Source organism: Amycolatopsis camponoti, from assembly GCF_902497555.1.
GTDB classification, from domain to species: domain Bacteria; phylum Actinomycetota; class Actinomycetes; order Mycobacteriales; family Pseudonocardiaceae; genus Amycolatopsis; species Amycolatopsis camponoti.
On sequence record NZ_CABVGP010000002.1, the window covers coordinates 1,539,766 to 1,565,140 of the forward strand.

The 25,375-nt window shown below is 71.9% G+C and carries 33 protein-coding genes and 1 tRNA gene; 11 read left to right on the top strand and 23 right to left on the bottom strand.

What is annotated here, in order from left to right; all coding sequences use genetic code 11:
* Positions 1-152 precede the first annotated feature (152 nt).
* Together AA23TX_RS27825 and AA23TX_RS27830 are read left to right on the top strand one after the other, a co-directional pair.
* The gene (locus AA23TX_RS27825; RefSeq protein WP_155545767.1) at positions 153-1,244 is read left to right on the top strand and encodes a serpin family protein; all 1,092 of its coding nucleotides are present in this window, start codon (positions 153-155) and stop codon (positions 1,242-1,244) included.
* Entirely contained in the window at positions 1,241-3,052 is a 1,812-nt protein-coding gene (locus AA23TX_RS27830; protein WP_230862729.1) for a glycosyl transferase, read from the top strand. The genes AA23TX_RS27825 and AA23TX_RS27830 overlap by 4 nt, the downstream gene beginning before the upstream one ends.
* A 27-nt stretch (positions 3,053-3,079) precedes the next feature.
* Here the strand turns inward: AA23TX_RS27830 and AA23TX_RS27835 are convergent, their stop codons facing one another.
* Entirely contained in the window at positions 3,080-3,766 is a 687-nt protein-coding gene (locus AA23TX_RS27835; protein WP_155545768.1) for an alpha/beta fold hydrolase, read from the bottom strand.
* Positions 3,767-3,815: 49 nt separating this feature from the next.
* Between AA23TX_RS27835 and AA23TX_RS27840 the strand changes: the two genes are divergently transcribed.
* Positions 3,816-4,355, top strand: coding sequence for a DinB family protein (locus tag AA23TX_RS27840; RefSeq protein ID WP_155545769.1), 540 nt, complete (start codon positions 3,816-3,818; stop codon positions 4,353-4,355).
* 2 nt (positions 4,356-4,357) lie between these two features.
* Here AA23TX_RS27840 and AA23TX_RS27845 read toward each other — a convergent pair whose 3' ends face one another.
* The 3 genes from AA23TX_RS27845 to AA23TX_RS27855 are packed head-to-tail and all read right to left on the bottom strand — an operon-like array spanning position 4,358 to position 5,731.
* Positions 4,358-4,756: a VOC family protein gene (locus AA23TX_RS27845; RefSeq protein WP_155545770.1), complete on the bottom strand. Its 399-nt coding sequence runs from the start codon at positions 4,754-4,756 to the stop codon at positions 4,358-4,360.
* A complete protein-coding gene (locus AA23TX_RS27850; RefSeq protein WP_155545771.1) occupies positions 4,749-5,093 on the bottom strand; it encodes a VOC family protein in 345 nt (114 codons plus the stop codon). The genes AA23TX_RS27845 and AA23TX_RS27850 overlap by 8 nt, the downstream gene beginning before the upstream one ends.
* A 38-nt stretch (positions 5,094-5,131) precedes the next feature.
* On the bottom strand, positions 5,132-5,731 hold the full coding sequence (locus AA23TX_RS27855) for a TetR/AcrR family transcriptional regulator (RefSeq protein WP_155545772.1): 600 nt from the start codon (positions 5,729-5,731) through the stop codon (positions 5,132-5,134).
* Positions 5,732-5,834: 103 nt separating this feature from the next.
* Between AA23TX_RS27855 and AA23TX_RS27860 the strand changes: the two genes are divergently transcribed.
* Positions 5,835-6,518, top strand: a complete 684-nt coding sequence (locus tag AA23TX_RS27860; RefSeq protein WP_155545773.1) for a carboxymuconolactone decarboxylase family protein — start codon at positions 5,835-5,837, stop codon at positions 6,516-6,518.
* Here the strand turns inward: AA23TX_RS27860 and AA23TX_RS27865 are convergent.
* Entirely contained in the window at positions 6,515-6,967 is a 453-nt protein-coding gene (locus AA23TX_RS27865) for a MarR family winged helix-turn-helix transcriptional regulator (protein WP_155545774.1), read from the bottom strand. The genes AA23TX_RS27860 and AA23TX_RS27865 overlap by 4 nt on opposite strands.
* Before the next feature lie 24 nt (positions 6,968-6,991).
* Between AA23TX_RS27865 and AA23TX_RS27870 the strand changes: the two genes are divergently transcribed.
* The 3 genes from AA23TX_RS27870 (at position 6,992) to AA23TX_RS27880 (ending at position 9,773) form a co-directional block, all read left to right on the top strand.
* The gene (locus AA23TX_RS27870) at positions 6,992-8,350 is read left to right on the top strand and encodes an MFS transporter (RefSeq protein ID WP_155545775.1); all 1,359 of its coding nucleotides are present in this window, start codon (positions 6,992-6,994) and stop codon (positions 8,348-8,350) included.
* A gap of 23 nt (positions 8,351-8,373) precedes the next feature.
* Positions 8,374-8,940: a carboxymuconolactone decarboxylase family protein gene (locus AA23TX_RS27875; protein ID WP_155545776.1), complete on the top strand. Its 567-nt coding sequence runs from the start codon at positions 8,374-8,376 to the stop codon at positions 8,938-8,940.
* 62 nt (positions 8,941-9,002) lie between these two features.
* Positions 9,003-9,773 carry a hypothetical protein gene (locus AA23TX_RS27880; protein WP_155545777.1) on the top strand — a complete coding sequence of 257 codons (771 nt, stop codon included), beginning with the start codon at positions 9,003-9,005 and terminating at the stop codon, positions 9,771-9,773.
* On the opposite strand, the gene AA23TX_RS27885 is transcribed toward AA23TX_RS27880, so the two are convergent.
* Positions 9,745-10,698, bottom strand: coding sequence for a sigma-70 family RNA polymerase sigma factor (locus AA23TX_RS27885; RefSeq protein WP_155545778.1), 954 nt, complete (start codon positions 10,696-10,698; stop codon positions 9,745-9,747). The genes AA23TX_RS27880 and AA23TX_RS27885 overlap by 29 nt on opposite strands.
* 41 nt (positions 10,699-10,739) lie before the next feature.
* Between AA23TX_RS27885 and dnaG the strand changes: the two genes are divergently transcribed.
* Genes dnaG through AA23TX_RS27900 form a run of 3 tightly spaced genes read left to right on the top strand, consistent with a single transcriptional unit; the run spans position 10,740 to position 13,981 of the window.
* Positions 10,740-12,647: a DNA primase gene (gene dnaG / locus AA23TX_RS27890; protein ID WP_500676495.1), complete on the top strand. Its 1,908-nt coding sequence runs from the start codon at positions 10,740-10,742 to the stop codon at positions 12,645-12,647.
* A 2-nt stretch (positions 12,648-12,649) separates the two neighbouring features.
* A complete protein-coding gene (locus AA23TX_RS27895; RefSeq protein WP_196425555.1) occupies positions 12,650-13,171 on the top strand; it encodes a hypothetical protein in 522 nt (173 codons plus the stop codon).
* 48 nt (positions 13,172-13,219) lie between these two features.
* Entirely contained in the window at positions 13,220-13,981 is a 762-nt protein-coding gene (locus tag AA23TX_RS27900) for a trans-aconitate 2-methyltransferase (RefSeq protein ID WP_155545780.1), read from the top strand.
* Here the strand turns inward: AA23TX_RS27900 and AA23TX_RS49680 are convergent.
* Positions 13,978-14,148, bottom strand: coding sequence for a hypothetical protein (locus AA23TX_RS49680; RefSeq protein WP_196425556.1), 171 nt, complete (start codon positions 14,146-14,148; stop codon positions 13,978-13,980). The two genes, AA23TX_RS27900 and AA23TX_RS49680, sit on opposite strands and share 4 nt — an antisense overlap.
* 166 nt (positions 14,149-14,314) lie before the next feature.
* Here AA23TX_RS49680 and AA23TX_RS27905 point away from each other — a divergent pair.
* A tRNA-Asn gene (locus tag AA23TX_RS27905) sits at positions 14,315-14,387 on the top strand.
* Positions 14,388-14,741: 354 nt separating this feature from the next.
* Here AA23TX_RS27905 and AA23TX_RS27910 read toward each other — a convergent pair.
* The 16 genes from AA23TX_RS27910 to AA23TX_RS27985 form a co-directional block, all read right to left on the bottom strand.
* Positions 14,742-15,014: a Gfo/Idh/MocA family protein gene (locus tag AA23TX_RS27910; RefSeq protein WP_155545781.1), complete on the bottom strand. Its 273-nt coding sequence runs from the start codon at positions 15,012-15,014 to the stop codon at positions 14,742-14,744.
* An 82-nt stretch (positions 15,015-15,096) separates the two neighbouring features.
* A complete protein-coding gene (locus AA23TX_RS27915) occupies positions 15,097-15,513 on the bottom strand; it encodes an enediyne antibiotic chromoprotein (RefSeq protein WP_155545782.1) in 417 nt (138 codons plus the stop codon).
* Positions 15,514-15,721: 208 nt separating this feature from the next.
* Positions 15,722-16,609, bottom strand: a complete 888-nt coding sequence (locus AA23TX_RS27920) for an NmrA/HSCARG family protein (RefSeq protein ID WP_155545783.1) — start codon at positions 16,607-16,609, stop codon at positions 15,722-15,724.
* A complete protein-coding gene (locus AA23TX_RS27925; RefSeq protein ID WP_155545784.1) occupies positions 16,606-17,772 on the bottom strand; it encodes an LLM class flavin-dependent oxidoreductase in 1,167 nt (388 codons plus the stop codon). The genes AA23TX_RS27920 and AA23TX_RS27925 overlap by 4 nt, the downstream gene beginning before the upstream one ends.
* Positions 17,769-18,833 carry a methyltransferase gene (locus tag AA23TX_RS27930; protein WP_155545785.1) on the bottom strand — a complete coding sequence of 355 codons (1,065 nt, stop codon included), beginning with the start codon at positions 18,831-18,833 and terminating at the stop codon, positions 17,769-17,771. The genes AA23TX_RS27925 and AA23TX_RS27930 overlap by 4 nt, the downstream gene beginning before the upstream one ends.
* A gap of 33 nt (positions 18,834-18,866) precedes the next feature.
* Complete coding sequence (locus AA23TX_RS27935; RefSeq protein WP_155545786.1) at positions 18,867-20,141, bottom strand: beta-ketoacyl-[acyl-carrier-protein] synthase family protein; 1,275 nt, start codon at positions 20,139-20,141, stop codon at positions 18,867-18,869.
* Between the two features lie 26 nt (positions 20,142-20,167).
* Positions 20,168-20,491 (bottom strand): antibiotic biosynthesis monooxygenase family protein, encoded by a 324-nt coding sequence (locus tag AA23TX_RS27940; protein WP_155545787.1) that lies wholly within the window; start codon positions 20,489-20,491, stop codon positions 20,168-20,170.
* The gene (locus AA23TX_RS27945; RefSeq protein ID WP_155545788.1) at positions 20,488-20,817 is read right to left on the bottom strand and encodes an antibiotic biosynthesis monooxygenase family protein; all 330 of its coding nucleotides are present in this window, start codon (positions 20,815-20,817) and stop codon (positions 20,488-20,490) included. Before AA23TX_RS27945 ends, AA23TX_RS27940 begins: the two co-directional genes overlap by 4 nt.
* Positions 20,817-21,575 (bottom strand): SDR family NAD(P)-dependent oxidoreductase, encoded by a 759-nt coding sequence (locus AA23TX_RS27950; RefSeq protein ID WP_155545789.1) that lies wholly within the window; start codon positions 21,573-21,575, stop codon positions 20,817-20,819. The genes AA23TX_RS27945 and AA23TX_RS27950 overlap by 1 nt, the downstream gene beginning before the upstream one ends.
* Positions 21,576-21,609: 34 nt before the next feature.
* Positions 21,610-22,059 carry an SRPBCC family protein gene (locus tag AA23TX_RS27955; RefSeq protein WP_155545790.1) on the bottom strand — a complete coding sequence of 150 codons (450 nt, stop codon included), beginning with the start codon at positions 22,057-22,059 and terminating at the stop codon, positions 21,610-21,612.
* Between the two features lie 2 nt (positions 22,060-22,061).
* Positions 22,062-22,283, bottom strand: a complete 222-nt coding sequence (locus AA23TX_RS27960) for an acyl carrier protein (protein WP_155545791.1) — start codon at positions 22,281-22,283, stop codon at positions 22,062-22,064.
* A gap of 49 nt (positions 22,284-22,332) precedes the next feature.
* Positions 22,333-23,556: a ketosynthase chain-length factor gene (locus tag AA23TX_RS27965; RefSeq protein WP_155545792.1), complete on the bottom strand. Its 1,224-nt coding sequence runs from the start codon at positions 23,554-23,556 to the stop codon at positions 22,333-22,335.
* On the bottom strand, positions 23,553-23,987 hold the full coding sequence (locus tag AA23TX_RS27970) for a cupin domain-containing protein (protein WP_230862730.1): 435 nt from the start codon (positions 23,985-23,987) through the stop codon (positions 23,553-23,555). Before AA23TX_RS27970 ends, AA23TX_RS27965 begins: the two co-directional genes overlap by 4 nt.
* On the bottom strand, positions 23,984-24,304 hold the full coding sequence (locus AA23TX_RS27975) for a TcmI family type II polyketide cyclase (protein WP_155545793.1): 321 nt from the start codon (positions 24,302-24,304) through the stop codon (positions 23,984-23,986). The genes AA23TX_RS27970 and AA23TX_RS27975 overlap by 4 nt, the downstream gene beginning before the upstream one ends.
* Before the next feature lie 39 nt (positions 24,305-24,343).
* The gene (locus AA23TX_RS27980; RefSeq protein WP_155545794.1) at positions 24,344-25,099 is read right to left on the bottom strand and encodes a SchA/CurD-like domain-containing protein; all 756 of its coding nucleotides are present in this window, start codon (positions 25,097-25,099) and stop codon (positions 24,344-24,346) included.
* A gap of 30 nt (positions 25,100-25,129) precedes the next feature.
* Positions 25,130-25,360, bottom strand: a complete 231-nt coding sequence (locus AA23TX_RS27985) for a hypothetical protein (RefSeq protein ID WP_155545795.1) — start codon at positions 25,358-25,360, stop codon at positions 25,130-25,132.
* Between the last annotated feature and the right edge of the window lie 15 nt (positions 25,361-25,375).

Sequence of the window (25,375 nt, forward strand, 5' to 3'; positions counted from 1 at the left end):
GCCCCTTCGGTCACGCGAGTCGACGGTGCGGACCTGGTCGGCCGGTGGTTCTGGCATGCCGCTGTGTGGGTTCGTGTGGGGGATTTGTCACCCTTGGGCGGAGTTCCGCGTGGCCGCCCGGCGGCCTCAACCGTTCCGGTACTCTCGCCCGCATGGCCACGGACAGCCACCTCCGGTTCGCCCTCGCCGTCCACGCGGCCCTCGGTGCCGAGGGCGGGAACTCCTGTTTCTCGCCGTATTCGGTGGCCAGCGCGCTGACCCTGGCCGCCTTGGCCGCGCGGGGGGAGACCCGCGAGGAGCTCGTCGCGCTGCTCGGGGATCCCGGTGAGCAGGCGACCCTGCTGAGAGAGGCCGCGGAGCTCGTCGAAGAGGGCCGGGGCGAGCAGGCCGAGGTCGCCGTCTCCAACACTCTGTGGGCCGATGATCGGCTCCCGCTCGAAGACTCCTTCAAGGCCGAGCTGGCCGGCTGGCCCGGCGCCGCCGTCGCGAGCGCTCCCTTCGAGAAGGAGCCCGAAGCCGCGCGCGCCCTGATCAACGACGACGTCGGGCGCACTACGCGAGGCCTCATCCCCCAGCTGCTTCCTCCCGGCTCGATCGACCGGGACGTCGCGGCCGTGCTGGTCAACGCCCTCTACCTGAAAGCCGCGTGGAAGCTGCCGTTCCGCGAGGCGAACACCTCCGACGCGCCGTTCCACGCGCCCTCCGGTACCCGGGACGTCCCGACCATGTGGCTCAGCGAGCGCGTCGGCTACGCCCGCGCCGCCGGCTGGCAGGCCGTGCAGCTGGTCGCGGCGGGCGGCCTGCAGGCCGTGGTGCTGCTGCCCGATGGTGCTCTCGCCGACGCCGAAGCGGCTCTCGACCAGGTAGCGCTGACGAGCCTGCTCGGCGAGGTGAAGTTCAAGCCCGTCGAGCTCGCGCTGCCGAAGATTTCGCTGGACATCCCCAGCTCGCTCACCGGCGTGCTGCGCGGCCTCGGCGTCCGCACGATGTTCACCGACGGCGCCGACCTGAGCGGGCTCTCCCCGGACCCGCGGCTGACCGTGTCCGAAGTGCTGCACCAGGCCGTGCTGCGGGTGGACGAACAGGGCTTCGAGGGGGCCGCGGCGACCGCGCTGACCATGCGCCTCACCTCGATGATCATCGACGACCCGGTCACCGTCACGGTCGACCGGCCGTTCCTGCTGCTGGTCCGGCACGCCGGCACCGGGGCCCTCCACTTCCTCGCCAGGGTGGTCGAACCGTGAGCTTGAAGTCCGAAGCCGTCCCCGATCTCGTTCCGCCCACCCCCGAACCACCCGAAGGCCCGAAGCGCTGGGCGTGGCAGGACTCCGCCATCACCGGCGGGTTCCTGCTGTTCACGATCCTGCTCTACAACGGGCTCTGGTTCGACCTCAAGCGCGGCTACCTCTGGAACGGCGCCGCCGACCAGAGCCAGTGGGAGTGGTACTCGACGGTCGTCGCGAAGGCCGTCCTGCACTTCCAGAACCCGTTCACGACGGACCTCCAGAACTACCCGTACGGCGTCAACATGGCGGCCAACGCGGCGATGTTCGGCCTGAACGTGCCCCTGGCCCCGATCACGCTGACCTTCGGCGCGACGCTGACGTGGGCGATCGTGCTCACCGCCGGGCTCGCCGGCACCGCGACCGGTTGGTACTGGGTGTTCTCCCGGCACCTGGTGCCGAACCGCACCGCGGCCGCGATCGGCGGCGCGTTCTGCGGTTTCGCCCCGCCGATGATCTCGCACGGCAACGCGCACCCGAACTTCGTCGTGCTGTTCGTGCTGCCGTTCATCGCGCTCAAGACGATCCAGATCGCCCACGGCGAACGCCCGGTGCGCAACGGGATCGTGCTCGGGCTGCTCGTCGCGTGGCAGATCCTGCTGGGCGAAGAGCCGCTGATGATCTTCGCGCTGACCTTCATCGTCTTCGCCGTCGCGTACCTGATTCCGCACCGCGCGGAGATCCGCGGCATGCTGGCGCCGCTGAGCAAGGGGATCGGCGTCGGCGCGGTCGTCGCGCTGCTGATCGCCGGTTTCCCGTTGTACTGGCAGTTCTTCGGCCCGCAGAGCTTCCACTCGCTGCTGCACGGTTCGGCGGGCAACGACACGGCCGCGTTCACGCGCTTCGCGACGCAGTCGATCGCCGGCGCGCCCGAGGCGGCGGCGGACGTGTCGATGAACCGCACCGAGGAGAACGCCTTCTTCGGCTGGCCGCTGATCGTGCTCATGGTCGTGCTCACGATCTGGCTGTGGCGTGACGTCGTTTCGCGCGCGCTCGCGATCACGATGTACGTGATGGCCCTCCTTTCGCTGGGTATCGAAATCACGGTGGCGCACGACGACACCGGCATCCCCGGCCCGTGGAAGTGGCTGGGCCAGCTGCCGCTGCTGGACTCGCTGCTCGAATCCCGGCTCGCGATGGGCTGCATCCCCGTGGTCGGCGCGCTCCTGGCGATCGCGACGCACCGCGTCTGGACGGCGGCGGCCGAGCAACCGGAGCCCCTCGACGGCAAACCCCCCTTCCCGCTGCGCATGATCTGGATCGGCGCGGTGGTGGCGGTGCTGCTGCCGATCGCGCCGACGGAGCTGGTGACCCACGAGCGCCCGCTCTCCCCTCCTTTCTTCGCCGACGGGATCTGGCGCCAGTACATCGCCCCGGGCGGCTCGCTCGTGCCGGTTCCGTTGCCGAGCACCGGTGAGGCCGAACCGCTGCACTGGCAGGTCGACGCGGGCCTCGGCTACCCGATGCCCGAGGGCTACTTCGTCGGCCCGACCTCCCCGGACGACCGCCGCGGCCGCTACGGCGCGGTGCCCTTGCCGACGTCGGACCTGTTCGCGGAGGTCGAGAAGACGGGGCAGGCCGCGGACGTCACGGAAGCCGACCGCACCCAGGCCCTGGCCGACCTGCGCGCCTGGAACGCGGACGTGCTCGTGGTCGGGCCGCGCCAGAACCAGGAAGCGCTGAAGTCCACTGTGGAGCTTCTGCTGCGCAAGCCGGCCGAGTTCGTCGGCGGGGTGTGGATCTGGGACGTGCGCCCGCTGACGCCGTGACCGGCGCCCGGGCGCACCCGGCGACGGTCAGGCCTTCGCGGCGTCCAGGAGGATCGCGATCAGCTCCTTCGGTTGCGAGAACATCGGCCAGTGGCCGGTGCTCATCTCCACCAGCTCCCAGCGGTCGCTCTCGAGCAGCTCCACGACATCCGGCGACGGCGTTTCCCCGTCGAGCAGGCACTTGACGTAGGTCGCCGGGAGCTCGCCCAGCGGACGGGCCAGCTCGGCCGGTTCGGTCAGCGACGCGGCCGGGTGCGGGGTCGAGCCCTCGACGATCCGGGCGACCTCGGCGTCCGAAAGTCCTTGCCCCGCATAGTCTTCCGCGGCCAGCGGTGGCCAGAAGCCGCGTTCGGTCAGGGCCGCGGCCTGCGCCTCGGACCAGGCCGAGGTGAACGACTCGCCGTCGGCCGGCACGTTCGAGTCCACGAACACCACGCGCTCGAGCCGGTCGCCGATCCGCTCGGCCGCCTGCCCGGCCGGGATGCCGGAGTAGCTGTGCCCGACCACCACGACGTCCCGCAAGTCGCCCCGCGAAACGACGTCGACGATGTCTTGCACGTGCCGTTGCTGTCCGGCGGGTACGTCGCGTTTTTCGGCGACCCCGGACAACGTCACCGCGTGCGCGCCGTGGCCCGCTTCGCGCAACCCCGGGACGACGTCGTCCCACGCCCACGAACCGAGCCAAGCGCCTGCCACCAGTACGAATTCAGCCATGCCGGAAACCTAGTGGAGGGGTCCGACAATTTCGGTAGAGTCGGCGCCCGTGACCTCAGTGGACGACCAGGGGCGGACCGAGCCGCCCGTCGACGGCGACGAAGCCGCGATCCTGCTCGGCTTCCTCGACTTCCACCGCGAAACCCTGGCCTGGAAATGCGCGGGGCTGGACGAAGCGGGCCTGCGCGCGACGCACCCGCCGGCCACACTGACCCTGGGCGGGCTGCTCAAGCACCTGGCGTACGTCGAGGACTACTGGTTTTCGTGCGTGCTGTTCGACCGCGAGCCGGCCGAGCCGTGGAACGCCGTCGACTGGCGCGAAAACCCGGACTGGGACTGGGATTCCGCGGCGCGGGACTCGCCCGGGCAGCTCCGCGGACTCTGGGAGGGAGCGGTCGCGAGGTCCCGTGAGCTGTACGCGGAGGCGCTCGCGAACGGCGACCTCTCGCAGCCGTCGAAGCACACGCGGCGGGACGGTACTTCGCCGAGCCTGCGCTGGATCCTGGTCCACATGATCGAGGAGTACTGCCGCCACAACGGCCACGCCGACCTCATCCGCGAGGCGATCGACGGCAGCACGGGCGAGTAGCCTCAGTTCGCCGGCCCGACGAAGAGGCAGAACGGGTGGCCCGCGGGGTCGGCGTAGACGCGCAGCGGCTCTTCCGGGTCGCCCGAGCGGTCCTCCAGCAACCGCGCGCCCAGGGCCAACGCGCGTTCGTGCTGCTCGTCCAGCTCGGCGACCGTCTCCACGGTCAGGTCCAGGTGCAGCATCTGCGGCCGCGGACCGGCGGGCCACGTCGGCGGCGGCAGCGAGGGGACCCGCTGGAACGCCAGCCGCGGGACGCCCGACGAGTCGAGCAGGACCGCCCAGTCGTCCGGATCGCCCGGGCGGAACGAAAAACCCAGCAGCCGCCGGTAGAAGTCCGCCAGCTCGCGGGCGTCGGTCGCGTCGAGGACGACCTGACGCAGCCGCGGGACGCGGTCAGCCACGGCGGTGGGCGATCTGGAAGACGTTGCCGAACGGGTCGCGGACCATCGCGCGCCGGTCGCCGTAGGGCGTGTTCGCCGGCCCCTCGAGGCTCGTCGCGCCGCAGTCCAGGGCCCGGCGGTAGGTCGCGTCCGCGTCCGCGACGTACACGTAGAGGAACGCCGGGAACAGCTCGCGCTCGCCTTCGGCGGACACCATGACCAGCGAGTCGCCGATGCGGATCTCGGCGGGGCGCCCGCCGTCGATCTCACCGGTGGCGCCGAACACCGAACGCAGGAACGCGACGGCGGCGACGAGGTCGCGCACCACCATCCGCGGGACCACCGTCTGGAGGCTCATACCCGCCCACCCAAGCCGGTTCCGGGCGTGATCACAAGTCAGAGCCGCAGGCCGACCAGCTTCACGAGGAACCGGTCGACCTGCTCGACGGCGGGCGGCCACGGCAGGTCGGGCTCGTTGATCCGCTGCGCCAGCATGCCGTTGACGGCGGTCCGCAGGTCGATCGCGACGATCGCCGCGTCGCCGTCCGGGGCCAGGCCCGCGTCCATGCACGCCCGGACCGCGTCGACGGTGCGCGCGACCATGACCTCCTTGAACGGCATGCCGAGCCGCCGGTGGACCTTGCTCTCGTGCAGCACCTTGTAGAGCCCGGGGTGCTCGCGCGCCCACGCCGCCTGCGTCAGGATCCGGGCGCGCAACGCGGCCGCCGGGTCCGGGGCTTCCGCGGCCGCGGCGTCCCCGGTGCCGACCAGCTCCTCGTGGCACCGCCGCATCGCGGCCAGCACGAGCGCGTCGCGGTCCGGGAAGTGCAGGTAGACCGACGTCGCCGCGATCGACACCTCCCGCGCGACGGCCCGCAGGGACAGCGCTTCGTCGTCCGCCAGCTCGTCGAGCATCCGCGCGGCGGCCGTGACGATCTCTTCGCGCAGCAGTTCGCCCTGGCCGCGGGCGTTGGGACGGCGGCGGTTCTCGGTCATGGTCCGCCCAGTGTAGCTGGACACCCATTGCGCTACAGGTGTAGCGTCACTCGCACTACAGCTGTAGCGCTACGAATGTTCACCACATTGAGGGAGCACGACCTTGACCACCACCGCACCACCGACGAGCCTCGAGCGGCTGGCCACACTGGACCCGGCGTTCGCCCAGCTGGTCGGCGCCACCGCGAAGTACGTCCGGGCGATCCCGGAGCTGACCGACCGGGAAAAGACGTTCCTGTGTGTCACGGCAGACGTCTGCCAAGCGAGCCTGGGCCTGGCGTTCGCCGCCCACGTGCGAGCGGGGCTCGCCGCCGGAGTGTCCACATCGGACATCCGGGAGTTGCTGCGGTTCGTCTCCTACGACTGCGGCTACCACGCGGCGACCGCGGGCATCGAGCGGATCGCCGAGCTGGAGCGCGAGCTGGGCATCGACCCGGAGCGGACGGTCCCGGACCCGGTTCCGGACGGGCCCAGCCCGCTGCCGGAGGAGGTGCGGGCGCGGCTGAACGAGCTGGACGAGCACTTCGCCGGTTACTTCGACCTGCAGTCGCGGATGCGTGCCGGGCACGGGCCCGGCACGCTGAGCGAACGCGAGCGCGGCCTGGTCAGCCTCAGTGTCGACGTGCACTACCAGACGCTGGCCGAGACATTTCGCATCCACGTCGGGCGCGCGCTCCGCGGCGGCGCGTCGCCGGAAGACGTGCGCGCGGCCCTGAGGTTCAACGCCCAGTTCGGCGTCACGCGGGCGTGGCACGCATGGGAGGCGCTGAACGAGATCCTGAACTAGCCGAGGACTTCGCCCGCGAGCCGCGTCAGATATCCCGCGAAGCGTTCGCGGTCCTCGCGCGGCCAGTGGCCCACCAGTGCCTCGAACGCCTGACGCTGGTGGGCCTGCGAAGCCGCGAGGAACTCCATCGCCGCCTCGGTGAGCGTCAGCACCGCGCGGCGGGCGTCGCGGGCCGACGTCGAGCGCACCACGAAGCCGTCTCGGCCCGCTTCGGCGACCATCCGGCTGGCCACCGAGCGGTCGATGCCCAGCTGGTGGGCCACGTCGGCGACCGTCACCTCCTCCGCCGCGGCGCCGTCGACGGCCTGGATGACCAGGAGGTTCGGCACCGTCCACGCCGCCGGGGCGCCGTCGGCGAACCGCTCGACGACGTCCGGGGCCCACTGGCGCGCCCAGTGCCGGACCAGCCGGAAGAGCGCGGGACCGCCGTCCGAGGTTGATGCGTGCATAAGGCACGTTATAACGTGTGCTTTATGCACGCATCTCGGAACCTCGCCTTCGCCGGCCTGCTGCTCGGCATGGCCATGGCTCAGCTCGACGGCCTGATCGTCACGGCGGCGCTGCCCTCGATCGGCGCCGAGCTGCACGCCCGCACCGGCCTCGTCGCGGTGACCGCCGCCGGCCTGCTCACGCTCACCGTCGCGACGCCGCTGCACGGCCGGCTCGGCGACCTTCACGGCCGCCGGATCTCGTTCGCCGCCTCGGTTCTCGTGTTCGCCGCGGCCTCGGCGTGGTGCGCCGCCGCGCCCGACCTCGGCTCGCTGATCGCCGCCCGTGCCCTGCAGGGGCTCGGCGGGAGCGGCCTGGTCGTCACGGCGATGAGCGCGCTCGGCGAGCTGTTCGAGCGCGACGAGCTGCTGCGCCGCCAAGGCTGGCAGACGGCGGTGTTCGCGGCCGCCACCCTGGGCGGGCCGCCGCTGGGCGGGCTGCTCGCCGCGGGCCCGGGCTGGCGCTGGATCTTCCTGGTCAACCTCCCGCTGTGCGTCCCCGCGCTGGTGCTCGGCCTGCGCGGGCTGCCCGCGAAACCGAGTCGCACCAAGGAAAAGTTCGACGTCGGAAGCAGCGCACTGCTCGTGGCCGCGGGGTCGGCGGTCGTCGCGCTCGGCACGGTCGACGACCTCGCCCGAAGTCCACTGTGGACGCCGATCCTGGCCGGAGTCGCCGGGGGAGCCGGGTTCCTGTTCGTGCGACGGCAGCGTCGCACCCAGAGCCCGCTGATCTCGCCGAAGGTCTTCGCGGACGCCGTCCTGGCGCGCGCGGTGGTGGTCAACGGCCTCGCCGGCGCCGCGCTCTACGGCACCTTCACCTACGTCGCGCTGGTCGCCGCGCTCGACGCGGGCGCGGCCGGGACCGGCCTGCTGCTCGTCGCGATGACCGCCGGGCAGCTCGCACTGTCCGCGTCCTTCGCCGCGCTGGCCCGCCGGCGCCCGGACATGACGGCGTGGGGCCGGTCCGGCTGCCTGCTCGGCACGGCCGGGCTCGCCGCGATCGCCGTCGCGGCCGCCCTGGACGGCCCGCCGTGGCTGCTCGCACCGGGGCTGTTCGCGATCGGCGCGGCCTTCGCCGTCTGCACGTCGGCTTACACCGTCCTGGGCCAGACGCGGGCGAAGCGCGACCTGATGGGCGTCACGCTGGGCTCGCTGACCTTCGCCCGGCAGGCCGGCGGGCTCGCCGGCGCCGCCGTGTTCGGCTGGCTCGCGCTGGCCACGACCGGCGGGCTCGGCGCCCCCGGCCTCACCGTCGTCTTCGCGTCCGCGGCCGCGATCATGCTCGTGGCCTGGTTCACGGCCCCCGCTGTCACGTCTTCGGAAGCCGTCTCGTCCTCCTCGTGACCGCGAAACGAAGGAGTACACCGATGCCCCGCATCCCAGCCAAGAAGACGTCCGAAGCCGGCCCGTTCCTCAAGCTGGTCTACCGGATCGCCGGGCGGCGCTACGGCGCGGTGCCCGAGCCGATGGCCGTCGCCGCGCACCACCCCGGCCTGCTGCGGGCCAACGCCGTGCACGAGCTGATGGTCGAGCGAGCCTCGAAGAAGGTGCCGGCGAACGTGCGCGAACTCGCCGTCTACCGCGTCGCGACCCGGATCGGCTGCTCGTGGTGCGTCGACTTCGGCACGATGCTGCAGAAGCACGACGGCCTCGACATCGAGCGCCTCAAGAAGATCGACGACTACGCGACCTCGCCCGCGTTCAGCCACCAGGAGCGCCTCGCGATCGCCTACGCCGACGCGATGTCCGGCGAGCGGGTCACCGTCACCGACGAGCAGGTCGCCGAGCTCGAGCGCGAGTTCGGCCGCGAGGGCGTCGTCGAGCTGACCTACCAGGTCGCGCTCGAGAACTCGCGCGCCCGGATGAACAGCGCACTCGGCATCGTCGACCAGGGCTTCACCTCGGGCGACGCCTGCCGCGTCCCGCTCCCGTAGGACCTCGGGAATCGGACCCCGGTCGGACGCGGAACCGGGGCCCGCCGCGGGACCGTTCCGGCATGCACCTCGTCGCCAGTGAACGGATCAAGCTCTTCAGCATCGCCACGCCCTGGGTGTGCGGTGTCTTCGCGCTCGTCGCGCTGGCCGGCCCGGCCGCGATCACCGCGCTGACCGCGTCCGAGTCGCGATTGCCGCCGACGGTCGCGAGCACGCAGTTCGGCTACCAGCTCGGGCTGGTCGCCGTCCTGGTGGCGGCCGCGCTCGCCGTGACCAGCGAGTACCACTCCGGCACGATCCACGGCACCTTCCAGGGCGTGCCGAGCCGGACGCCGGTGCTGGTCGCGAAGGCCGTGGTCGCCGCCGGGTACGCGTTCTTGCTCGGCGAAGCCGCCGCGTTCACGGCTTGGCTGCTCGCGCGGGTCCTCGCCCCGGACGCCGACCTGGCGCTGGACAGCGTCGCGGACTGGAGGATCGTCGCCGGCACAGGGCCGGTGTTCGCGCTGGGCGCTGTCTGCGGGGTCGGCGTAGGCCTGCTCGTGCGGCACACCGCCGGTGCGGTCGCGCTGCTCGTCGCCTACCCGCTGATGGCGGAGAACGTCGTCCAGCTGATCCCGCGCGCGGGGCAGGCGATCCACCGGTGGCTGCCGCTGAACGCCGTCACGAAGTTCCTCAGCGGCCGCGGGGAGGCCAACGCCGGCCGCGACGGCGGGAACGCGGCTGTCCTGTCGGACACGCCGCTGAGCCCGGGCTGGGCCTTGGCCTACTTCGGCGCCTTCGCGGTCCTCCTGCTGGCGGCCGGGATCATTCTGGCGCGGCGGCGGGACGCGTGATCCGGGTGAGCTTGTCCGGGTTGACGATGTCGTAGATGGCGACGATCTTCCCGTCGCGGACGCTGACCGACTGCACGTGCTCGTCGAGCGCGAGGAAGCCCTCGCGGCCCGGCATCGGCGCCAGGTACATCCCGAGGTCGCCGTTGACCAGTACCGGCGCGCCGCGCTCGACCATCCCGGGCGCGTACTTGCGCGTGAGGCCGAGGAGGAACCGGGCGATCTTGTCCGGGCCCAGGATGAGCTGGCGGGTGGTGCGGCCCTTGCCGTTCGAGTCGCCGACGAGCACGACGTCGGGGGCGAGCAGCTCGGTCATCGCCCGGATGTCGCCCTGCTGCAGCGCGGTGACGAACTTCTCGAGGATCCGCGCCTGGTCGTCGAGCGGCACGCGCGGTGCCGGGTCGGCGTCGGCCAGCGCCTTGCGGCCCCGGGACGCGTGCTGGCGCGCGGCCTCGACCGTGACGCCGAGCGCGTCGGCGATCTCCGAGAACGGCACCGAGAAGGCGTCGTGCAGCACGAACGCGACGCGCTGCTCCGGCGTCAGCTTGTCGAGCACGACGAGCGCGGCCATCCGGAGGCCGTCGTCGCGAACCGCGACGTCCAGGGGGTCCTCGCTCACCGGCTGCCCGAACGGCGTGACGACGGGCTCCGGCAGCCACTGCCCGACGTACCGCTCGCGCTGCGCGGCGGCCGACTTGAGCCGGTCGAGGCAGATCCGGCCGACCACCGTGGTGAGCCAGCCCCGCAGCTCGCGGATGGCCGCGCGGCCGGCGTCGTCCAGCCCGGCCAGGCGCAGCCAGGACTCCTGGACCGCGTCCTCGGCGTCGGCGCGCGTGCCGGTCAGCCGGTAGGCGACGCCGATCAGGTGACCGCGGTGCGCGGCGAACTCCGCGGCGAGGGTGTCCTGGGCGGTGGGCGTGGAGGCCATGCCCCGAGTGTGCCGCAAACGGCGAGACTAGAGTGGGTGGCGTGGCAGGACGGATTCGGGAGAGCGACATCGCGGAAGTGCGCGATCGGAACCGGATCGACGAGGTCGTCGGGGAGTACGTGGCGCTTCGCCGCGCCGGCGGGGGCAGCCTGAAGGGCCTCTGCCCGTTCCACAACGAGAAGACCCCGTCGTTCAACGTCCGCCCGACGCACGGCACTTTCCACTGCTTCGGCTGTGGCGAGGGCGGCGACGTGATCAAGTTCATCCAGAAGATCGACCTGATCACCTTCGTGGAGGCCGTCGAGCGGCTGGCCGACCGGGTCGGCATCCGGCTCACCTACGAGGGTGGCGGCGCGACGATCCAGCGTGACCGCGGCAGCCGCAGCCGGCTGATCGAGGCGCACCGCGCGGCCCAGGAGTTCTACGCCGAGCAGCTGGTCACCGACGAGGCGCGCGCCGCGCGGGACTTCCTGTCCGAGCGCGGGTTCGACGCCGCCGCGGCGAAGACGTTCGGCTGCGGCTACGCCCCGGGCGGCTGGGACAAGCTGACGAAGCACCTGCTCACGCGCGGTTTCGAGGTCAAGGAGCTGCTGACCGCGGGGCTGTCCAAGGAGGGCCAGCGCGGCCCGATGGACCGCTTCCACCGGCGCCTGGTCTGGCCGATCCGCGACGTCGGCAACGAGGTCGTCGGCTTCGGCGCGCGACGCCTGTTCGACGACGACCGGATCTCGGCGAAGTACCTCAACACCGCCGAGTCGCCGATCTACAAGAAGTCCCAGGTCATGTTCGGCCTGGACCTGGCCAAGCGCGAGATCGCGAAGCGGCACCAGGTCGTCGTGGTCGAGGGCTACACCGACGTGATGGCGATGCACGCGGCGGGCGTGCCGACCGCGGTCGCGTCGTCGGGCACGGCGTTCGGCGAAGACCACATGAAGGTGCTTCGCCGGCTGATGATGGACGACGACGCCTTCCGCGGCGAAGTCATCTTCACCTTCGACGGCGACGAAGCGGGTCAGAAGGCCGCGCTGAAAGCGTTCGAAGGTGACCAGACGTTCGCCGGCCAGACCTACATCGCGGTCGCGCCGGACGGCATGGACCCCTGCGAGCTGCGCCTGGCCAAGGGCGACAGCGCGGTGAAGGACCTGGTCGCGCGGCGGACCCCGCTGTTCGAGTTCGTCATCCGGAGCACGCTCAAGAACTACGACCTCGACTCGGTCGACGGCCAGGTCTCGGCCCTGCAGAAGACCGTGCCGATGGTGGCGGCGATCAAGGACCGCGCGGCCCGCGACGGCTACGCGTCGAAGCTGGCCTGGTGGGTCGGCTGGCAGGACGTCGCCCAGGTGGTCAACCGGGTCCGCGGCAGCGCGGGCGCCACCGACAAGCGCGGGGGCGCGCCCCTGAAGCAGCCGGCCCGCGTCGGCGCCCCGGCGGAGGCACCGCCGGCACAGGACGTCGCCCGCCCGGCGCCGAAAGACCCGCGGTTCGCCGTCCAGCGCGAGGCTTTGAAGGCCGCGCTGCAGCAGCCCGCGATCGCCGGGCCGGAGTACGACGCGCTGCCGCTGGAGGCGTTCACGCACCCGGTGTACGTCGCGGTGCACGAGGCCGTGCTCAAGGCGGGCGGCGCGGGTTCGGGCCTGACCGGACCGGCGCTGCTGGACGCGGCCGCCCCGCACTGTCCGGAAGGGACGGTCCGGCGCGTGCTGTCCGAGCTGGCCGTGGAACCGTTGCAGGCCAAGGACGAAGTCGACTCGCGGTACATCTCGTCGATCCTCGCCCGGCTGCAGGAGGGGCTCGTCGGGCGGCAGATCGCGGAGATCAAGGGGAAGCTGCAGCGGCTCTCGCCGGTCGAAGCGCCGGACGACTACCGCGCGCTGTTCGGCGACCTCGTCGCGCTGGAGCAGTACAAGAAGTCGCTGGGCGAGCAGGCGGCCGCCGGCGCGTGGGGCTGAGCATGGGTTTCCTGCGCCGGCTGCTGGGTGACCGCACGCCAGACGGGTTCGCCGGTGTTCTGGAGCCGGGCGAGGACGTCGTCGACAGCGCCCCGGTCGAGGGCGGCGGTCACCTGGTCGTGACGCAGCTCGGGCTGTGGGTCCCGGCCGAAGGCGCGGCGCGGCGCGTCGGCTGGCACCTCGTGGGCAAGGCGGCCTGGGCGGACGGCGTGTTCACGCTGACGGAGTCGTCCGAGGTGGGCGCGGCGGGATCGGCGGTCCTGCTGGCCGACCTGCCGCCGGTGCGCTTCCGGCTGCCGGCGCCGGGCAAGGTGCCGCGCGAGACCTACCAGCGCGTCGAGGGTTCGATCCGCTCGCGGCACCGGCAGGAGATCGGGTCCGGCGGAGCGTGGTTCGTGCAGCGCAAGGTGCCCGGCCGCGACGGCAGCGTCCTGCAGGTCCGGCCCGACCCGGGCACCGACGCCGAGCTGGTGGCGGCCATCGCCGAGCAGGCCGCCGCGAAGCTGGTCAACCCCATCGACTAGCAGTACGCTCGTACTCAGTACAAGCGTACTGTTTGTTGGGAGGCGGCTGTGTGGGATCCCGAGAAGTACCTCGACTACGCCGACCTGCGGGCCCGGCCGTTCTACGACCTGGTCTCGCGCATCGGCGCGGCCGCCCCGCGCCGGGTGGTCGACCTGGGGTGCGGCCCCGGAAACCTGACGGTGTCCTTGCGCTCGCGGTGGCCGTCGGCGGTGCTGGAGTGCAGCGATAGTTCACCCGAAATGGTGACCGCGGCCCGCGCCCGCGGCCTCGACGCTTCCCTGCTCGACGTCCGCGACTGGAAGCCGGCCCCGGACACCGACGTCGTCGTGTCGAACGCCGTCCTGCAGTGGGTGCCGGACCACTCCGCGTTGCTTCGCCGCTGGGCTTCTTCGCTGCCCTCGGGGGCGTTCCTGGCGATCCAGGTGCCGGGCAACTTCACCGCGCCCTCGCACGCGCTGACGCGGGAGCTGGCGGCGTCCCCGGCCTGGTCGTCCCGGCTGGCCGAGGTGGTGCTCCGCGAAGACGACGCGGTCTCGAGCCCCCTGGAGTACGCGAACCTCCTGGCCGACGAGGGCTGCGGCGTCGACGCCTGGGAGACGACGTACGTGCAGCCGCTGCGGGGGCCGTCCCCGGTGCTGGAGTGGATAGCCGGGACGGCCCTGCGCCCGATCCGCGCGGCCCTGTCCGACGCGGAGTGGGAGCAGTTCCGCGCGGAACTGGCCCCCCGCCTGGCTTCGGCGTACCCGACCAGGGCCGACGGAACCACGTGGTTCGAGTTCCGCAGGGTGTTCGTCGTGGCCCAGGTCTAGCGGCGCACCTTCTCACTGATCTTGGCCCGCGCAACCCCGGCGGCACCTTGGACCATGGGGTGGTCGACGACCCGGCGGTAGGTGCGCACGAGCTGCTCGTACCGCCCCCGGCCTGCCTTGGCGCCCAGCACGTACCCCAGGCTTGCCCCCAGCAGGAACTTCTTCATCCGCGTCCACGCCTTCCGTCAGTAGGTCGTCCGACTGTCCATTGTCCAGGAAAACGGCCCGCAGGGGGCGGTTGCGCCAAGTGGGGGGTGGGTGCGGAGGGTGTGCGGGCATGGGCTAAAGTTCTTCTTGTCGGTCGGAGAGACCGGCACCGGAAGTGAGCAACATTCCCCTGTAGCTCAACTGGCAGAGCATTCGGCTGTTAACCGGAGGGTTCTTGGTTCGAGTCCAAGCGGGGGAGCAAAGCCCAGGTCGCAGACCTGGGCTTTTTTGCGTCCGCGGTCGGGCGATTCGGTGTCGATTTCGGCAGCCGTCCGACCGGCGGACTGCCCGGCTGCCGACGCTGTTCCGGTGACGCTGTCGGCTGGCTCGCTATGCCGGCCTCGCGTCCGCGAGTGTTATCGACTTCGGAAAGTCCGGGTCTTGGTGCAGGCTGCTGATCGCGGACTGACTTCCGGTTCCGGATCCGGCAGCAGTACCGCCCGCTCGCGGATCCGGTCCACCAGAGCCGCCTGCGCGACGATCGCTCGGCCTTCCAGTCTGACGGCACGCCGTCCCGTACGCGGGACACGAAGCGTCCTACCATTGCCGCAAACTACCCGTGGCGCAGCGTCGCTCCGGCGACTCTGCTGTCCTCGCCGAGGAAGTCCAGTGCCGTGCGGACCGGGTGCACGCCGATGTCGAGTAGCGCGCCTCCAGCGACCTCCGGGTCGTAGCGCGTGTCGCCCGGTGCGGGCGCGGGGATCGTGAACTCCGCCGTCAGTGAGCGGACTGTGCCGATGGTTCCCGCGGCGACTGCTTCGCTCACCGCCGTGTGCTGGGAGTGGCAGCTCGCGCAGCCCAGGACGGCGAAGCGGAGCCGGCTCATGCTCGATCCGTTCCGGCGAAGGGAAGCGGCCGGTCGGCCGCTGGGGGTGGTGCCGACCGGCCGCGAGACGGGGTTGGCCGGCTCAGCCGAAGGAGATCACTGCCGAGGCGACTTCGCTGTAGGACTCGTTCGCTGCGCCCACGAAGCAGCCGTTGGCGACCGTCGTGCAGTCCACCGGGCCCGACGCCGTCGTCAGGACCTTGTGCACCACGAACGACGTCGACACCGCTCCCGTGGCGTCGGTGGTCGTCGTCTGGCTGCCGGTGTCGCACACCGGGCCCGTGGCGCCGCCGGCGCACTCCCAGATCGTCACCGTCTCGTTCGCCGTGTAGCCGGTGGCCGACACCGCCACCGACGCTCCGTCGGCCAGGCCCTCGGCCGGTGACACCGTCACGTTCGGTGCTTCCGGTGCCGCGTCGGCCGCCGTGCTGCCCGCGATGACGACGGCGAACGCCGCCGCAGTTGCCGCGAAGAACCGCACCGTGGTGATTTTGGACATGCAGGAACACTCCGAATCATCAAGGGGAAAGTGCAGGTCAGGAACCACACGGCCGGGGTGGCCGTGATCGTTTGACCGTGTTCCCGATACTAGGAGAGAAGTTCACAACATGGCAAGAAAGAAGTATCAACTGCTTGTTTTCTGCCGGTGCCGAGCACGGACCAGGCCGGGGGCGGAGGCGTCCCGGCCTGGTCCGTGGTCCTGGCGATCACGCCGTCGGCACGGCCTTGATCGGCTTGGCGCCGATGTGCCGCCAGTCCTGCGGCCTCGCCCACTCCTCGAACGTGTGCCAGCCGACGTCGGGGAAGTCGGCGCGGAGGGCGGCGATGTCGGCGGCGAACCCGACGCGGTCGATGTACCGGAACATCGCGCTGAGGTCCGGGCCGAGGAACGGCGCGTCCGGCGAAATCGCCGCGTAGCGAACGGGTTCGCCGATGACCTGTTCCAGGATCGCGGCGGCGGACGCGCCGGTCAGGTCGTCGCCGGCGATGTCGAACCGCTCGCCGAGCACGTCGTCCCGGTGTTCCACCGCGTGGCGCACGAAGCCCGCGATGTCGGCCACGGCGATCTGCTGCAGCGCCCGCGCGGCGGGCATCGGCGTCGGCAGGAGCCAGCCGTCGTCGGTCCGCCGCAGTCCGAAGAAACGGTTCTCCATGAAGAACGCCGGCGCGACGATCGTGTGCGGCACGCGGTTCTCCCGCAGGTACCGCTCGATCGCCGCCTTGCTGTCGAAGTGCGGGACGCCGGTGTCGCGGTCGGCGCTCGCCGCCGACGTGTAGACGATGTGCCCGACCCCCGCGCGCCGCACCCCGTCGATCGCGCCGATCCCCGCGGTGACTTCGAAGTCCGTTCCCGCGTCGAAGGAATCCGAGAGCAGGAACGCCGCGTCGGCGCCGTGCGCGGCCTCTTCGATCGACGCGGCGACGGCGAGGTCGCCGGGCACCACTTGGGCGCCGAGACCGGCCAGTTCGACCGCGGCGGCCGAATCGGGCTTGCGGGTCAGCGCGCGGACGACGTGCCCGCGCCCGAGCAGTTCCCGGGCGACCGCGCCACCCTGCTGGCCGGTCGCGCCCACCACGAGGACGTCGAGACTCATACCGGAACCTCCTGGGTCACGGGCGACACCCGGCCGGCTCGCCGGGTGCGCAGGCTTCGGCTGAGCCACACCAGGCCCGCCATGCTGTAGACCGCGTCGGCGGGCGCCACCAATGCGGACGCCGCGACCAGCACCGGGTGCCGCAGCCCCGCGTCCACCAGCCCGCCGATCCGGTCCCGGACCTGCTTCGGCGTACCGGCGACCACCCGGCTCGCGACGAGCTCGTCGGGCGCCGCGCGGATCGCGGCCTCCACCTGGGCCCGGCCGTAGCGGTGCGGCAACAGGTCCATCGCCCCGCGGAAGTCCGGGCCGAGCGGGTGCTCGGCCCCGAACGCGCGCCACGCGCCCGCGTCGGCGAGCAGTGCGAGGTACCGCACGGACTTGGCGCGCAGCAGCCGCCGCACGTGCCGCTCGTCCCGGCCGAGCACCACGGTCAGCACCTGCGCCGCCTGGATCGCTTCGGGGTCGCGTCCGGCCCGCTTCGCCGCGCCCTGGACCTCGCGCAGCCGCCGCCCGTACTCGTCCGGGTCGACCGGCTCCCACGGGTACCAGCCGTCGGCGTACCGGCCGGTCAGCTCGAGCATTCGCGGGCCGTGCGCGGCCAGCCAGATCTCGGGCCGGCGCCCCTTCGGCGCCCGCAGGTCAAGCACCGCCTGGTCCAGCCGGAAGAACTCGCCCTCGAAGTCGAACGGCTCGGTGGCGTCGAAGCACTTCCGGATGATCTGCACGGCCTCGGCCAGCCGGGCCACCGGCCGGTCGTAGGCGACGCCGTAGGGGTCGAGGTTCTCCCGTTCGCCGGCGCCGAGGCCGAGGATCGGCGGCTTGCGCGTGAAGTGGGACAAGGTCAGGAACGTCTGCGCGAGGCTCACCGGGTGGCGGCGGTGCGGATCGGTCACGCCGACCGCGAGCCGGACATTGCCCGCCTTGGCCGCCAGGTGCCCGAGGGCCGTGGCGAAGTCGAACGCCTCGTCCGGGGTGGGTGAACCCTTGGCCAGGAACGTGAAGCCGGTGTCCCAGACCGAGCGGGGGAACGGGCTCACCAGGTGGTCGACCGTCCACAGTGAACCCATGCCCGCCAGCTTCGCCAGGTTGAGGTGGCCGACCCCCGCCGCGACCGGTGCGCTGGTGGCCCAGACGATCCCGGGCGACACGGAGCGGCTCATCGCGGCTTCGCCTCCAGGACCCAGTTGGGCGGCGTGGCGCGGGTCGTGGTGGCCAGCTCGAACCCGCTGCGGTGGAACAGCGCCCGCCACTCGGCCTCGGTCCGCTCCCGGCCACCGAGGTTGACGAGCATCTCGATGTCCATCAGCTTGCTGAAGTCGAACGTGTTGAGCTCGGGCACGGTGGCCTCGAACAGGATCACGCGCGCGTCCGCGTTGTCGCCGATGCGCCGCCGGATGTTGCCGAGGATGGTGACGCACTCGTCGTCGGTCCAGTCGTGCAGGACGCTCTTCAGGACGTAGGCGTCCGCCACCGGGACGTCGGCGAAGAAGTCGCCGGGGGTGCGCGTGACCCGGTCCTGGACGCCGTTGCGCTCGAGCACCGGGTCCGCGCCGGCGAGCACCTCGGGCCGGTCGAAGAGGATGCCCTTGACGCCGGAGTGAGCGCGCAGCACCGCGGACAGCATGTGCCCGTGCCCGCCGCCGATGTCGGCGATGACGCCGAACCGGCCGAAGTCGCCGAGCCCGCTCAGCTCGTCGGCGGCCGCTTCGCTGAAGGCCGTCATCGCGCCGTTGAAGACCTCCGCCAGGTGCGGGTGCGCGGCGTAGAAGTCGAACGACTGCATGCCGTGCACCTTCCGGAACGCCTGGTCACCGGTGCGCACCGTGTCCACCATCGAGGCGTAGGACTGCAGGCGGCAGGCGTGGCCGACGTGCCGCGCGAAGTTGCGCAGGCTGCCGGGCGTGTCGCTGCGTAGGCAGTCGGCGTCCGGGGTCAGCTCGAACCGGCCGTCGGGCCGCTCGGCGAACACCCCGAGCGAGGCCGCCGCGCGCAGCACGCGGTACAGCGCGTCCGGGTCGGTCTCGGTCGCCGTGGCGATCTCGGCCACCGTGCGGGGGCCGTCGACCAGGTGGTCGGCGACCCCGATCTCGGCCAGCACGTTGATCGAGTGCGAAAGCCACTGCGCGGTGACGAGCATGATCACGCGCACGCGGGGCGGCAGCACGGCCAGGTTCGGGAAGCCCGCCCCGGCGGTCGGCGGGGCGATCACTTCACTGGTCACGAGGTGTCCTCTCATCGGATGGGCTGGGGTGGGTCAGGCCGTCGGCCGGGTCAGCACCGCGGCGGACTGGAAGCCGCCGAAGCCGCTGCCGACGCTGAGCACGACGTCCATGGGGTGTTCGCGGGCGTGCACCGGGACGTAGTCGAGGTCGCACTCGGGGTCCGGGGTGCTCAGGTTGGCGGTCGGCGGGACCACCTGGTGCTGCAGCGCCAGCGCGCAGGCGGCGAGCTCGATCGAGCCGATGGCGCCGAGGGAGTGGCCGACCATGGACTTGATGGAGCTCACCGGCACCGCGCGGGCGTGTTCGCCCAGGCTCCGCTTGAACGCCGCGGTTTCGTGGCGGTCGTTCTGCTTGGTGCCCGACCCGTGCGCATTGATGTAGTCCACTTCGGACGGATCGAGGCGGGCCTGCTCGAGCGCCCGGTCGATCGCCTCCCCCATCTCCCGGCCGTCCGGCCGGAGCCCGGTCATGTGGAAGGCGTTGCTGCGCGCCGCGTACCCGGCGAACTCGGCGTAGATGTGCGCGCCGCGGGCCCGCGCGGCGGACAGCTCTTCGAGGAGCAGGACGGCCGCGCCCTCCCCGATGACGAACCCGTCGCGCTCGCGGTCGAACGGGCGGGACGCGTGCCGGGGGTCGGCGTTGTTCGCCGACGTCGCCCGGATCGCGTCGAAGCACGCGACGGTGATCGGCGAGATCGGCGCGTCGGTGGCGCCGGCCAGGACCACGTCGGCCGACCCCTCCCGGATCAGCGCCGCGCCGTGGGCGACGGCGTCGATGCCGGACGTGCAGCCGGTGGAGATGACCGCCGCGGGCCCTTCGGCGTTCGCCGCCCAGGCGACCTCGGTGGCCAGTGTGCTGGGCACCATGAAGCTGTACAGGTGCGGCACGACGTAGTCCTCGTCGACCTCCCAGTGCTTGCCGTGGTCGCTGAGCACGACGTACTCCCGCTCCAGCGCGGTCGTCGCGCCGACGGCACTGCCGACGCTGACGCCGACGCGCTCGGGCGGGATCGCCCCGAAGTCGAGGCCGCTGTCGGCGATCGCCTCCCGGGTGCTCGTGACGACGAACTGCGCCGCCCGGTCCAGCCGGCGGATCTCGCGTTCGCTCAGCCCGTTCGCCACGGGCGAGAAGTCGACCTGCGCCGAGATCTGCGACCGGAAACCGCTGGGGTCGAACAACGTGATGCGGTCGGTGGCGGTTCGCCCCTTCGACAGCAGGTCCCAGAACTCCTTCTTCCGGATCCCGCCCGGGGCGACGACGCCGATGCCGGTGACGGCGACCCGGCGGCCCTGTGCTGGCGGTGCCATGAGCTTCCTCTCCGAGAACGGTGGTCCTAGGACTCGCCGAACTCGTCGGCGCGGTGTTCGGACACGACCTGGTAGATCGCGAACGGCTTGGCGCGGGTGCCGTCCTGGTGGTCCCGCAGCGGGGCGGTCGACGCGCGGTGGTCCGGGCCGCGCTCCCAGGCGTCGAACTCCTCGAGGCTGGCCCACTCGCTGAGCACCGCCAGCTCCGCCGGGTCGTGCGGCGAGCGCAGCAGCTCGTTGCCGAGCAGGCCCGGCGTCCCGGCCAGGGTCCCGCTGACCCGGTGGTACGCCCGCTCGATCGGCTCGCTGTCGTCACCCCGCAGGTAGAGCAGCACGCGCACCCGGCTCATCGGGACGCGCCGGCGGCCTGCAGCGCGTGCACCACCGTCGTCGTCTCCATCGACCCGCCCGTGCGGAACGGGTGCAGCTTCACCCGGTGCTCCAGGTGCTCGGCGCTGCGTTCGAACTCGCGGAACTCCGGCTCGCTCGTCCAGTCGCTGAGGACGAAGTACACCGGCGCGCCGACCTGCGTGCTGCGCAGCAGCCACTGCCCGAGGTTGGCGGGGTGCCCGGTGATCACGTCGGCGATGTCGAGCCAGGTCTTCTCGAACTCCGCCTCGACACCCTCCTTGATCTCGAACCGGAGGATCACCCGGAAGTTCTCCTGCGCCCCCATCACATGCCCCCGTCGACGGTGATGACCGCGCCGTTGACGAACCCGGCGGCGTCGCTCGCCAGGAAGGCGACGACCGCGCCGACGTCGGCCGGGTCGCCGAGCCGGCCCAGCGGGATCCGCTTGCGGTAGCCCTCCAAGCGCTCTTCGACGGCCGCGCGTTCGTGGTCGGTGGCCCGTTCGGCCATCTCGGTCGCGATGATCCCCGGGGCGACCAGGTTGACGCGCACGCCCTGCGCGCCCAGCTCCTTCGCCAGCGACTTGGTGAGACCGGTGAGCCCGGCCTTCGCGGCCGTGTAGTGGGCGCGCAGCGGAACGCCGATCTCGGCGACCTTCGAGCCGATGTTGATGATGGTGGAGCCCGGCCGCAGGTGCGTCATCGCGCGCTGCGCCAGCAGGTACGCGGCGGTCAGGTTCGTGTCGAGCACCCGGTTCCAGTCCGCCACCTCGAGCTTGACGAACGGGATGTGGCTGATCGCGCCCGCGTTGTGCACGAGGACGTCGAGCCCGCCGAGGCGCTCGCCGCACACCTCGATCAGCCGGTCGATCTCGGTCTCCTGGGCGATGTCGGCCCGCACCACGTGGTGGTTGCCGTCCCGTTCGGACAGTTCGGCTTCGAGGGCCTTCGCCGCGTCGGTGTCGCTCTGGTAGCAGGTGACGACGTCGGCGCCGCCGTCCGCCATGGCGAGCACCACGCCGCGGCCGATGCCGCGGGTCCCGCCGGTGACGAGAACGCGTTTCCTGGCAAGGGTCTTTGTCATGCTCTTCCTCCCTGGGTGAGTCGGGGTGGGTGGGTCAGTCGCCGGCCGCTTCGACCTTGTCCTTGATCAGCTTCAGCTGGCCGGCGGAGTTGGTGTTCAGCCGGTCGGTCATGCCCGCGTCGTCCAGCGGCGCGCCCGGCTTCATCTCGAAGTCCTGCACCCAGCGCATGCGGACGCGGCCGCCGAGGTCTTCGTACTCCCAGAACAGGGACATGTACTTGAAGACACCGGTGTCGACGCGGTGCGCGCGCACGGTCCGGGTGGCCGGGTCGGGGGTCCGCTCGGACACCCAGCTCCAGGTCTTGCCGTTCTCGTCCGGGTGCAGCGAAAGCCGGAACTGCACGGTGTCGCCGCGCTGCTCCAGGATGACGGCTTCGGCGTACTCGCTGAACAGCCGCGGCCAGCCGGCGACGTCGTTGGTCATCCGCCACACCCGGTCGAACGGGGCGTCGATCACGATCTCGTTGTCGGTGTGTCCGGCCACGCCTAGACCACCTCCACGAGGTTGCTGTTGACGTAGGCGACCAGGTCGTCGGGCCGCAGGAGCAGGGTCGCGGAGTCCTCGGGGAAGGAGATCCCCAGCTCCTGCTTGACGCGCGCCTGGATCTCCAGCATCGCCAGCGAGTCGAAGCCGAGGTCGGTGAACTCGGTGGCGCCGATGTCCCCGCCGAGGTCGACCCCGTCGTCGGCGCCGCCCGTGGCGTCCATGATCCGTCTCAGACTGTCCAAAGTGAACACTGCCTGTCTCCCTTCTCGGTCAACCGATTCCGCACTGGCGCACGACCATCGCGGAGTTGAAGCCGCCGTGACCGCGGGCGAGCACCAGCGCGATCCGCACCCGCGCTTCCCGGGGCTCGTCCAGCACCAGGTCGAGGTGGTAGTCGGCGCCCGGCCGGCGGACGCCGACGGTCGGCGGGACCACCGAGTCCCGGATCGCCAGCAACGCGAACGCGACGTCGAGCGCCGCACCGCCCGCGAGCAGCCGGCCGGTCATCGTCTTGGGCGCGGTCACCGGAACGCCTTCCGGCCCGAAGACCGCGGCGATCGCGGCGGCCTCGTCGCGGTCGAGCGCCGGGGTCCCCGCGGCGTCCGCGAAGACGACGTCGACCTCGCCGGGGGCCACCCCCGCGTCTTCCAGCGCTTCCAGCGCCGCTCGGCGGAGCCCGGGCGGCCGCGGCGAACCCGGTGGCGGGTCGAAGGTCGCGGCGTACCCGGCGATCTCGCCGTACCGGTGCGGCGCGCCCCGGTCGACCGCGGCCGCGTTGTCCTCCACGACGGCGATGGCCCCGCCTTCACCGACGACGTGCCCGCACGCGTCGGCGTCGAACGGCAGGTACGCGCGGTCGGGGTCGGCGCGCGTCGACATCCGCCCGGTGGCGGTCTGCGCGACCAGCCCGTACGGGCACAGCGAGGCGTCGGTGCCGCCGGTGACGATCACCGGCGTGCCGGCCCGGAGCAGGCGTCGGGCCTGGCCGATGGCGTCGAGCCCGCCGGCCTGTTCGGTGGCGACCACCCCGCACGGTCCGCGCATCCCGTGCCGGATCGAGACCTGGCCGGTGGTGGCGGCGTAGAACCACGCGATCGACTGGTACGCCCCGACGAACTCGGGGCCCTTCTCCCACAGGCGCTGGATCTCCCGCTGGCCGAACTCGTTGCCGCCGGACGAGCTCGCGGTGACCACCGCCATCTCGTACTCGCCGAGCGCCGCGGGGTCGACGGCCGCGTCGGCGAGCGCGTTCTCGGCGCACACCAGGCCGTGCTGGGTCCACTTGTCGGTCTGCACGATCAGCCCGCGCGGAACGCGGTCGACGGCGTGGAAGCCGGCCAGCTCCCCGGCCACGGTGACCGAGTACCGGGACGCGTCGAACCCGGAGATCGGCCGGATGCCGGTCTTCCCGGCCAGGGTGGCGGCCCAGCACTCCTCGACGCCCATCCCGTTGGGCGCGAGGACGCCGAGACCGGTCACCACGGCGGTGGTCACCGGCGCTCCGCGGCCGCGACCGGCCCGCCGACGTCCATGCCGGCTTCGGTGGGGTCGGCCGGCGCTTCGGTGTCCACGTGCCCGAGTTCGGGTCGCGGGGCGAGCGGGCACAGGTGGAACACCGCGAACGCGGCTTCGGTGCCGCGGTTCTCCAGCCGGTGGCGCACGTCCTTGGGCACCAGGAAGGCTTCGTCCGCGCCCAGTTCGACCGGCTCGTCGTCCACCGTCAGCACGAGCGTGCCGCGGACGACGTAGAGGTACTCCTCGGAGTACGGGTGGTAGTGCTCCGTCACGGACTCGCCCGGCAGCAGCGTGACGCCGCCCATGAACCCGGTGGTCGACCGCACCGTCTTCGGGCTGAGCAGGACCCGCAGGTCACCTCCCCGCCGCCGGTTGGCGGGCACGTCGCCGAGCGCGATCTTCTGCGTCACGTGGCACTCCAGCTGTAGAAGGTCTCGGCCATGGCGTCCTTCGGTTCGCGCCAGCCGGGGTCGTACGGGCTGATGAACTCCCCGAGCCGCTCGTTGATGTCCTTGTAGAGCGGGTGGGACCGGGCCTTGTACAGGTCCCCGGTGATGTCCTCGTCGGCTTCGACGAGGTGGAAGTAGAGCCCGTGGAAGCGGAAGAGGGTCCGGCGGCTCACGCCGATCAGGTGCGGCAGCTCGGACGCGTCCGAATCGGCGAAGATCCGGGCGACGTCCGCGCTGTCGTCCGCACCCATGCGGGCCACGATCAGTGTTCTCTGCACGCGCACCTCCGAAGGTGGTCTCGTTGTCGGACAGGGGTTTCAGACGCGCGCGGGCAGGATTTCGCCCGCGGGGGAGTCGTGCATCGCCAGCTGGGACAGGCAGCGCATCGCGAGCCGGCCGACGACGTCCGGGTAGGACTCTTCGGTCGGCCGCAGCGTCCCGCCGGACAGCGCGGCCAGCAGCCGGGTTTCGTGCGCGAAGGCCGTCGCGTCCCGGGCCACCGCGCGGGCGACGTCCCGCAGGTCACCGGTGTGCTGCCACAGCCGCACGACGGACTCGCCGTTGCGGTACCAGCGTTCGGCGAGCAGCGCGGGGCCGTCCGGGTGCCCGGGCTCCGCCCAGATCGGCACTCGGCTCTCCAGCGCGAAGTCCGCGTGGGCGGGACCCGGGTGCCGGAACCGCATCACCGTGATGCGCGCGAGCCGGTCCGGCGTCGTCGACCCGCCGCAGTCGGCCATCAGGCTGTTTTCGAAGTACCGGAGGAAACCCTGCTCGGTCTGGGTGTCCCGCGGTTCGGCGAGGAACGGGCTCAGCCGCTGCTCGGCGAACTTCACCGTGGTCTGCCGGGACATGTGCCGGGCGACGTCGTCGAGCTCGCCCTGGTACTGGATGATCCGGACCATGCTGTCGTCCCCGATGAACAACCCGGTGGCGGGGATCAGGCCGACCTCGTTCCCGTCCGCGTCGTAGACGACCGGCGAGCCGGTTCGCTTGAACCCCGTGGCCGAGAAGATCTCGGCGATCTCGGCCTCGGTGTCCGGGCGGATGTTGTAACTGATGGCGGCAAACGACACTTTCCTACCTTTCTCACTCGGTGCACCCGGTCAGGTCAGATTCCGCGTGATGCCGGCCCACGCGCTCAGCTCGACGTCGGTCAGCGGCGCGGGTTCCGGCGGGGAACCGGCCGGCGCCCCGTCCTGTCCGTCCGGGACCGGCAGGACGACGAACACGTGGAAGGCGGCGCCCACCGAGCCCAGCGCCGCCAGCGCGTACCGGCCGAGCGCGCGCAGGCGGCGGCGTGACTGTCCACTCTGGACGAAACGGCGGTCCGGCATTCGGCCCCCACCTCC

Coding starts and splice junctions, on each gene's coding strand:
- AA23TX_RS27825 (WP_155545767.1), top strand. CDS start 153: ATGGCCACGGACAGCCACCTCCGGTTCGCCCTCGCCGTCCACGCGGCC.
- AA23TX_RS27835 (WP_155545768.1), bottom strand. CDS start 3,766: ATGGCTGAATTCGTACTGGTGGCAGGCGCTTGGCTCGGTTCGTGGGCG.
- AA23TX_RS27850 (WP_155545771.1), bottom strand. CDS start 5,093: ATGAGCCTCCAGACGGTGGTCCCGCGGATGGTGGTGCGCGACCTCGTC.
- AA23TX_RS27855 (WP_155545772.1), bottom strand. CDS start 5,731: ATGACCGAGAACCGCCGCCGTCCCAACGCCCGCGGCCAGGGCGAACTG.
- AA23TX_RS27865 (WP_155545774.1), bottom strand. CDS start 6,967: ATGCACGCATCAACCTCGGACGGCGGTCCCGCGCTCTTCCGGCTGGTC.
- AA23TX_RS27870 (WP_155545775.1), top strand. CDS start 6,992: ATGCACGCATCTCGGAACCTCGCCTTCGCCGGCCTGCTGCTCGGCATG.
- AA23TX_RS27875 (WP_155545776.1), top strand. CDS start 8,374: ATGCCCCGCATCCCAGCCAAGAAGACGTCCGAAGCCGGCCCGTTCCTC.
- AA23TX_RS27880 (WP_155545777.1), top strand. CDS start 9,003: ATGCACCTCGTCGCCAGTGAACGGATCAAGCTCTTCAGCATCGCCACG.
- AA23TX_RS27885 (WP_155545778.1), bottom strand. CDS start 10,698: ATGGCCTCCACGCCCACCGCCCAGGACACCCTCGCCGCGGAGTTCGCC.
- AA23TX_RS27895 (WP_196425555.1), top strand. CDS start 12,650: ATGGGTTTCCTGCGCCGGCTGCTGGGTGACCGCACGCCAGACGGGTTC.
- AA23TX_RS49680 (WP_196425556.1), bottom strand. CDS start 14,148: ATGAAGAAGTTCCTGCTGGGGGCAAGCCTGGGGTACGTGCTGGGCGCC.
- AA23TX_RS27910 (WP_155545781.1), bottom strand. CDS start 15,014: ATGAGCCGGCTCCGCTTCGCCGTCCTGGGCTGCGCGAGCTGCCACTCC.
- AA23TX_RS27915 (WP_155545782.1), bottom strand. CDS start 15,513: ATGTCCAAAATCACCACGGTGCGGTTCTTCGCGGCAACTGCGGCGGCG.
- AA23TX_RS27920 (WP_155545783.1), bottom strand. CDS start 16,609: ATGAGTCTCGACGTCCTCGTGGTGGGCGCGACCGGCCAGCAGGGTGGC.
- AA23TX_RS27925 (WP_155545784.1), bottom strand. CDS start 17,772: ATGAGCCGCTCCGTGTCGCCCGGGATCGTCTGGGCCACCAGCGCACCG.
- AA23TX_RS27935 (WP_155545786.1), bottom strand. CDS start 20,141: ATGGCACCGCCAGCACAGGGCCGCCGGGTCGCCGTCACCGGCATCGGC.
- AA23TX_RS27940 (WP_155545787.1), bottom strand. CDS start 20,491: ATGAGCCGGGTGCGCGTGCTGCTCTACCTGCGGGGTGACGACAGCGAG.
- AA23TX_RS27945 (WP_155545788.1), bottom strand. CDS start 20,817: ATGGGGGCGCAGGAGAACTTCCGGGTGATCCTCCGGTTCGAGATCAAG.
- AA23TX_RS27950 (WP_155545789.1), bottom strand. CDS start 21,575: ATGACAAAGACCCTTGCCAGGAAACGCGTTCTCGTCACCGGCGGGACC.
- AA23TX_RS27960 (WP_155545791.1), bottom strand. CDS start 22,283: ATGGACGCCACGGGCGGCGCCGACGACGGGGTCGACCTCGGCGGGGAC.
- AA23TX_RS27985 (WP_155545795.1), bottom strand. CDS start 25,360: ATGCCGGACCGCCGTTTCGTCCAGAGTGGACAGTCACGCCGCCGCCTG.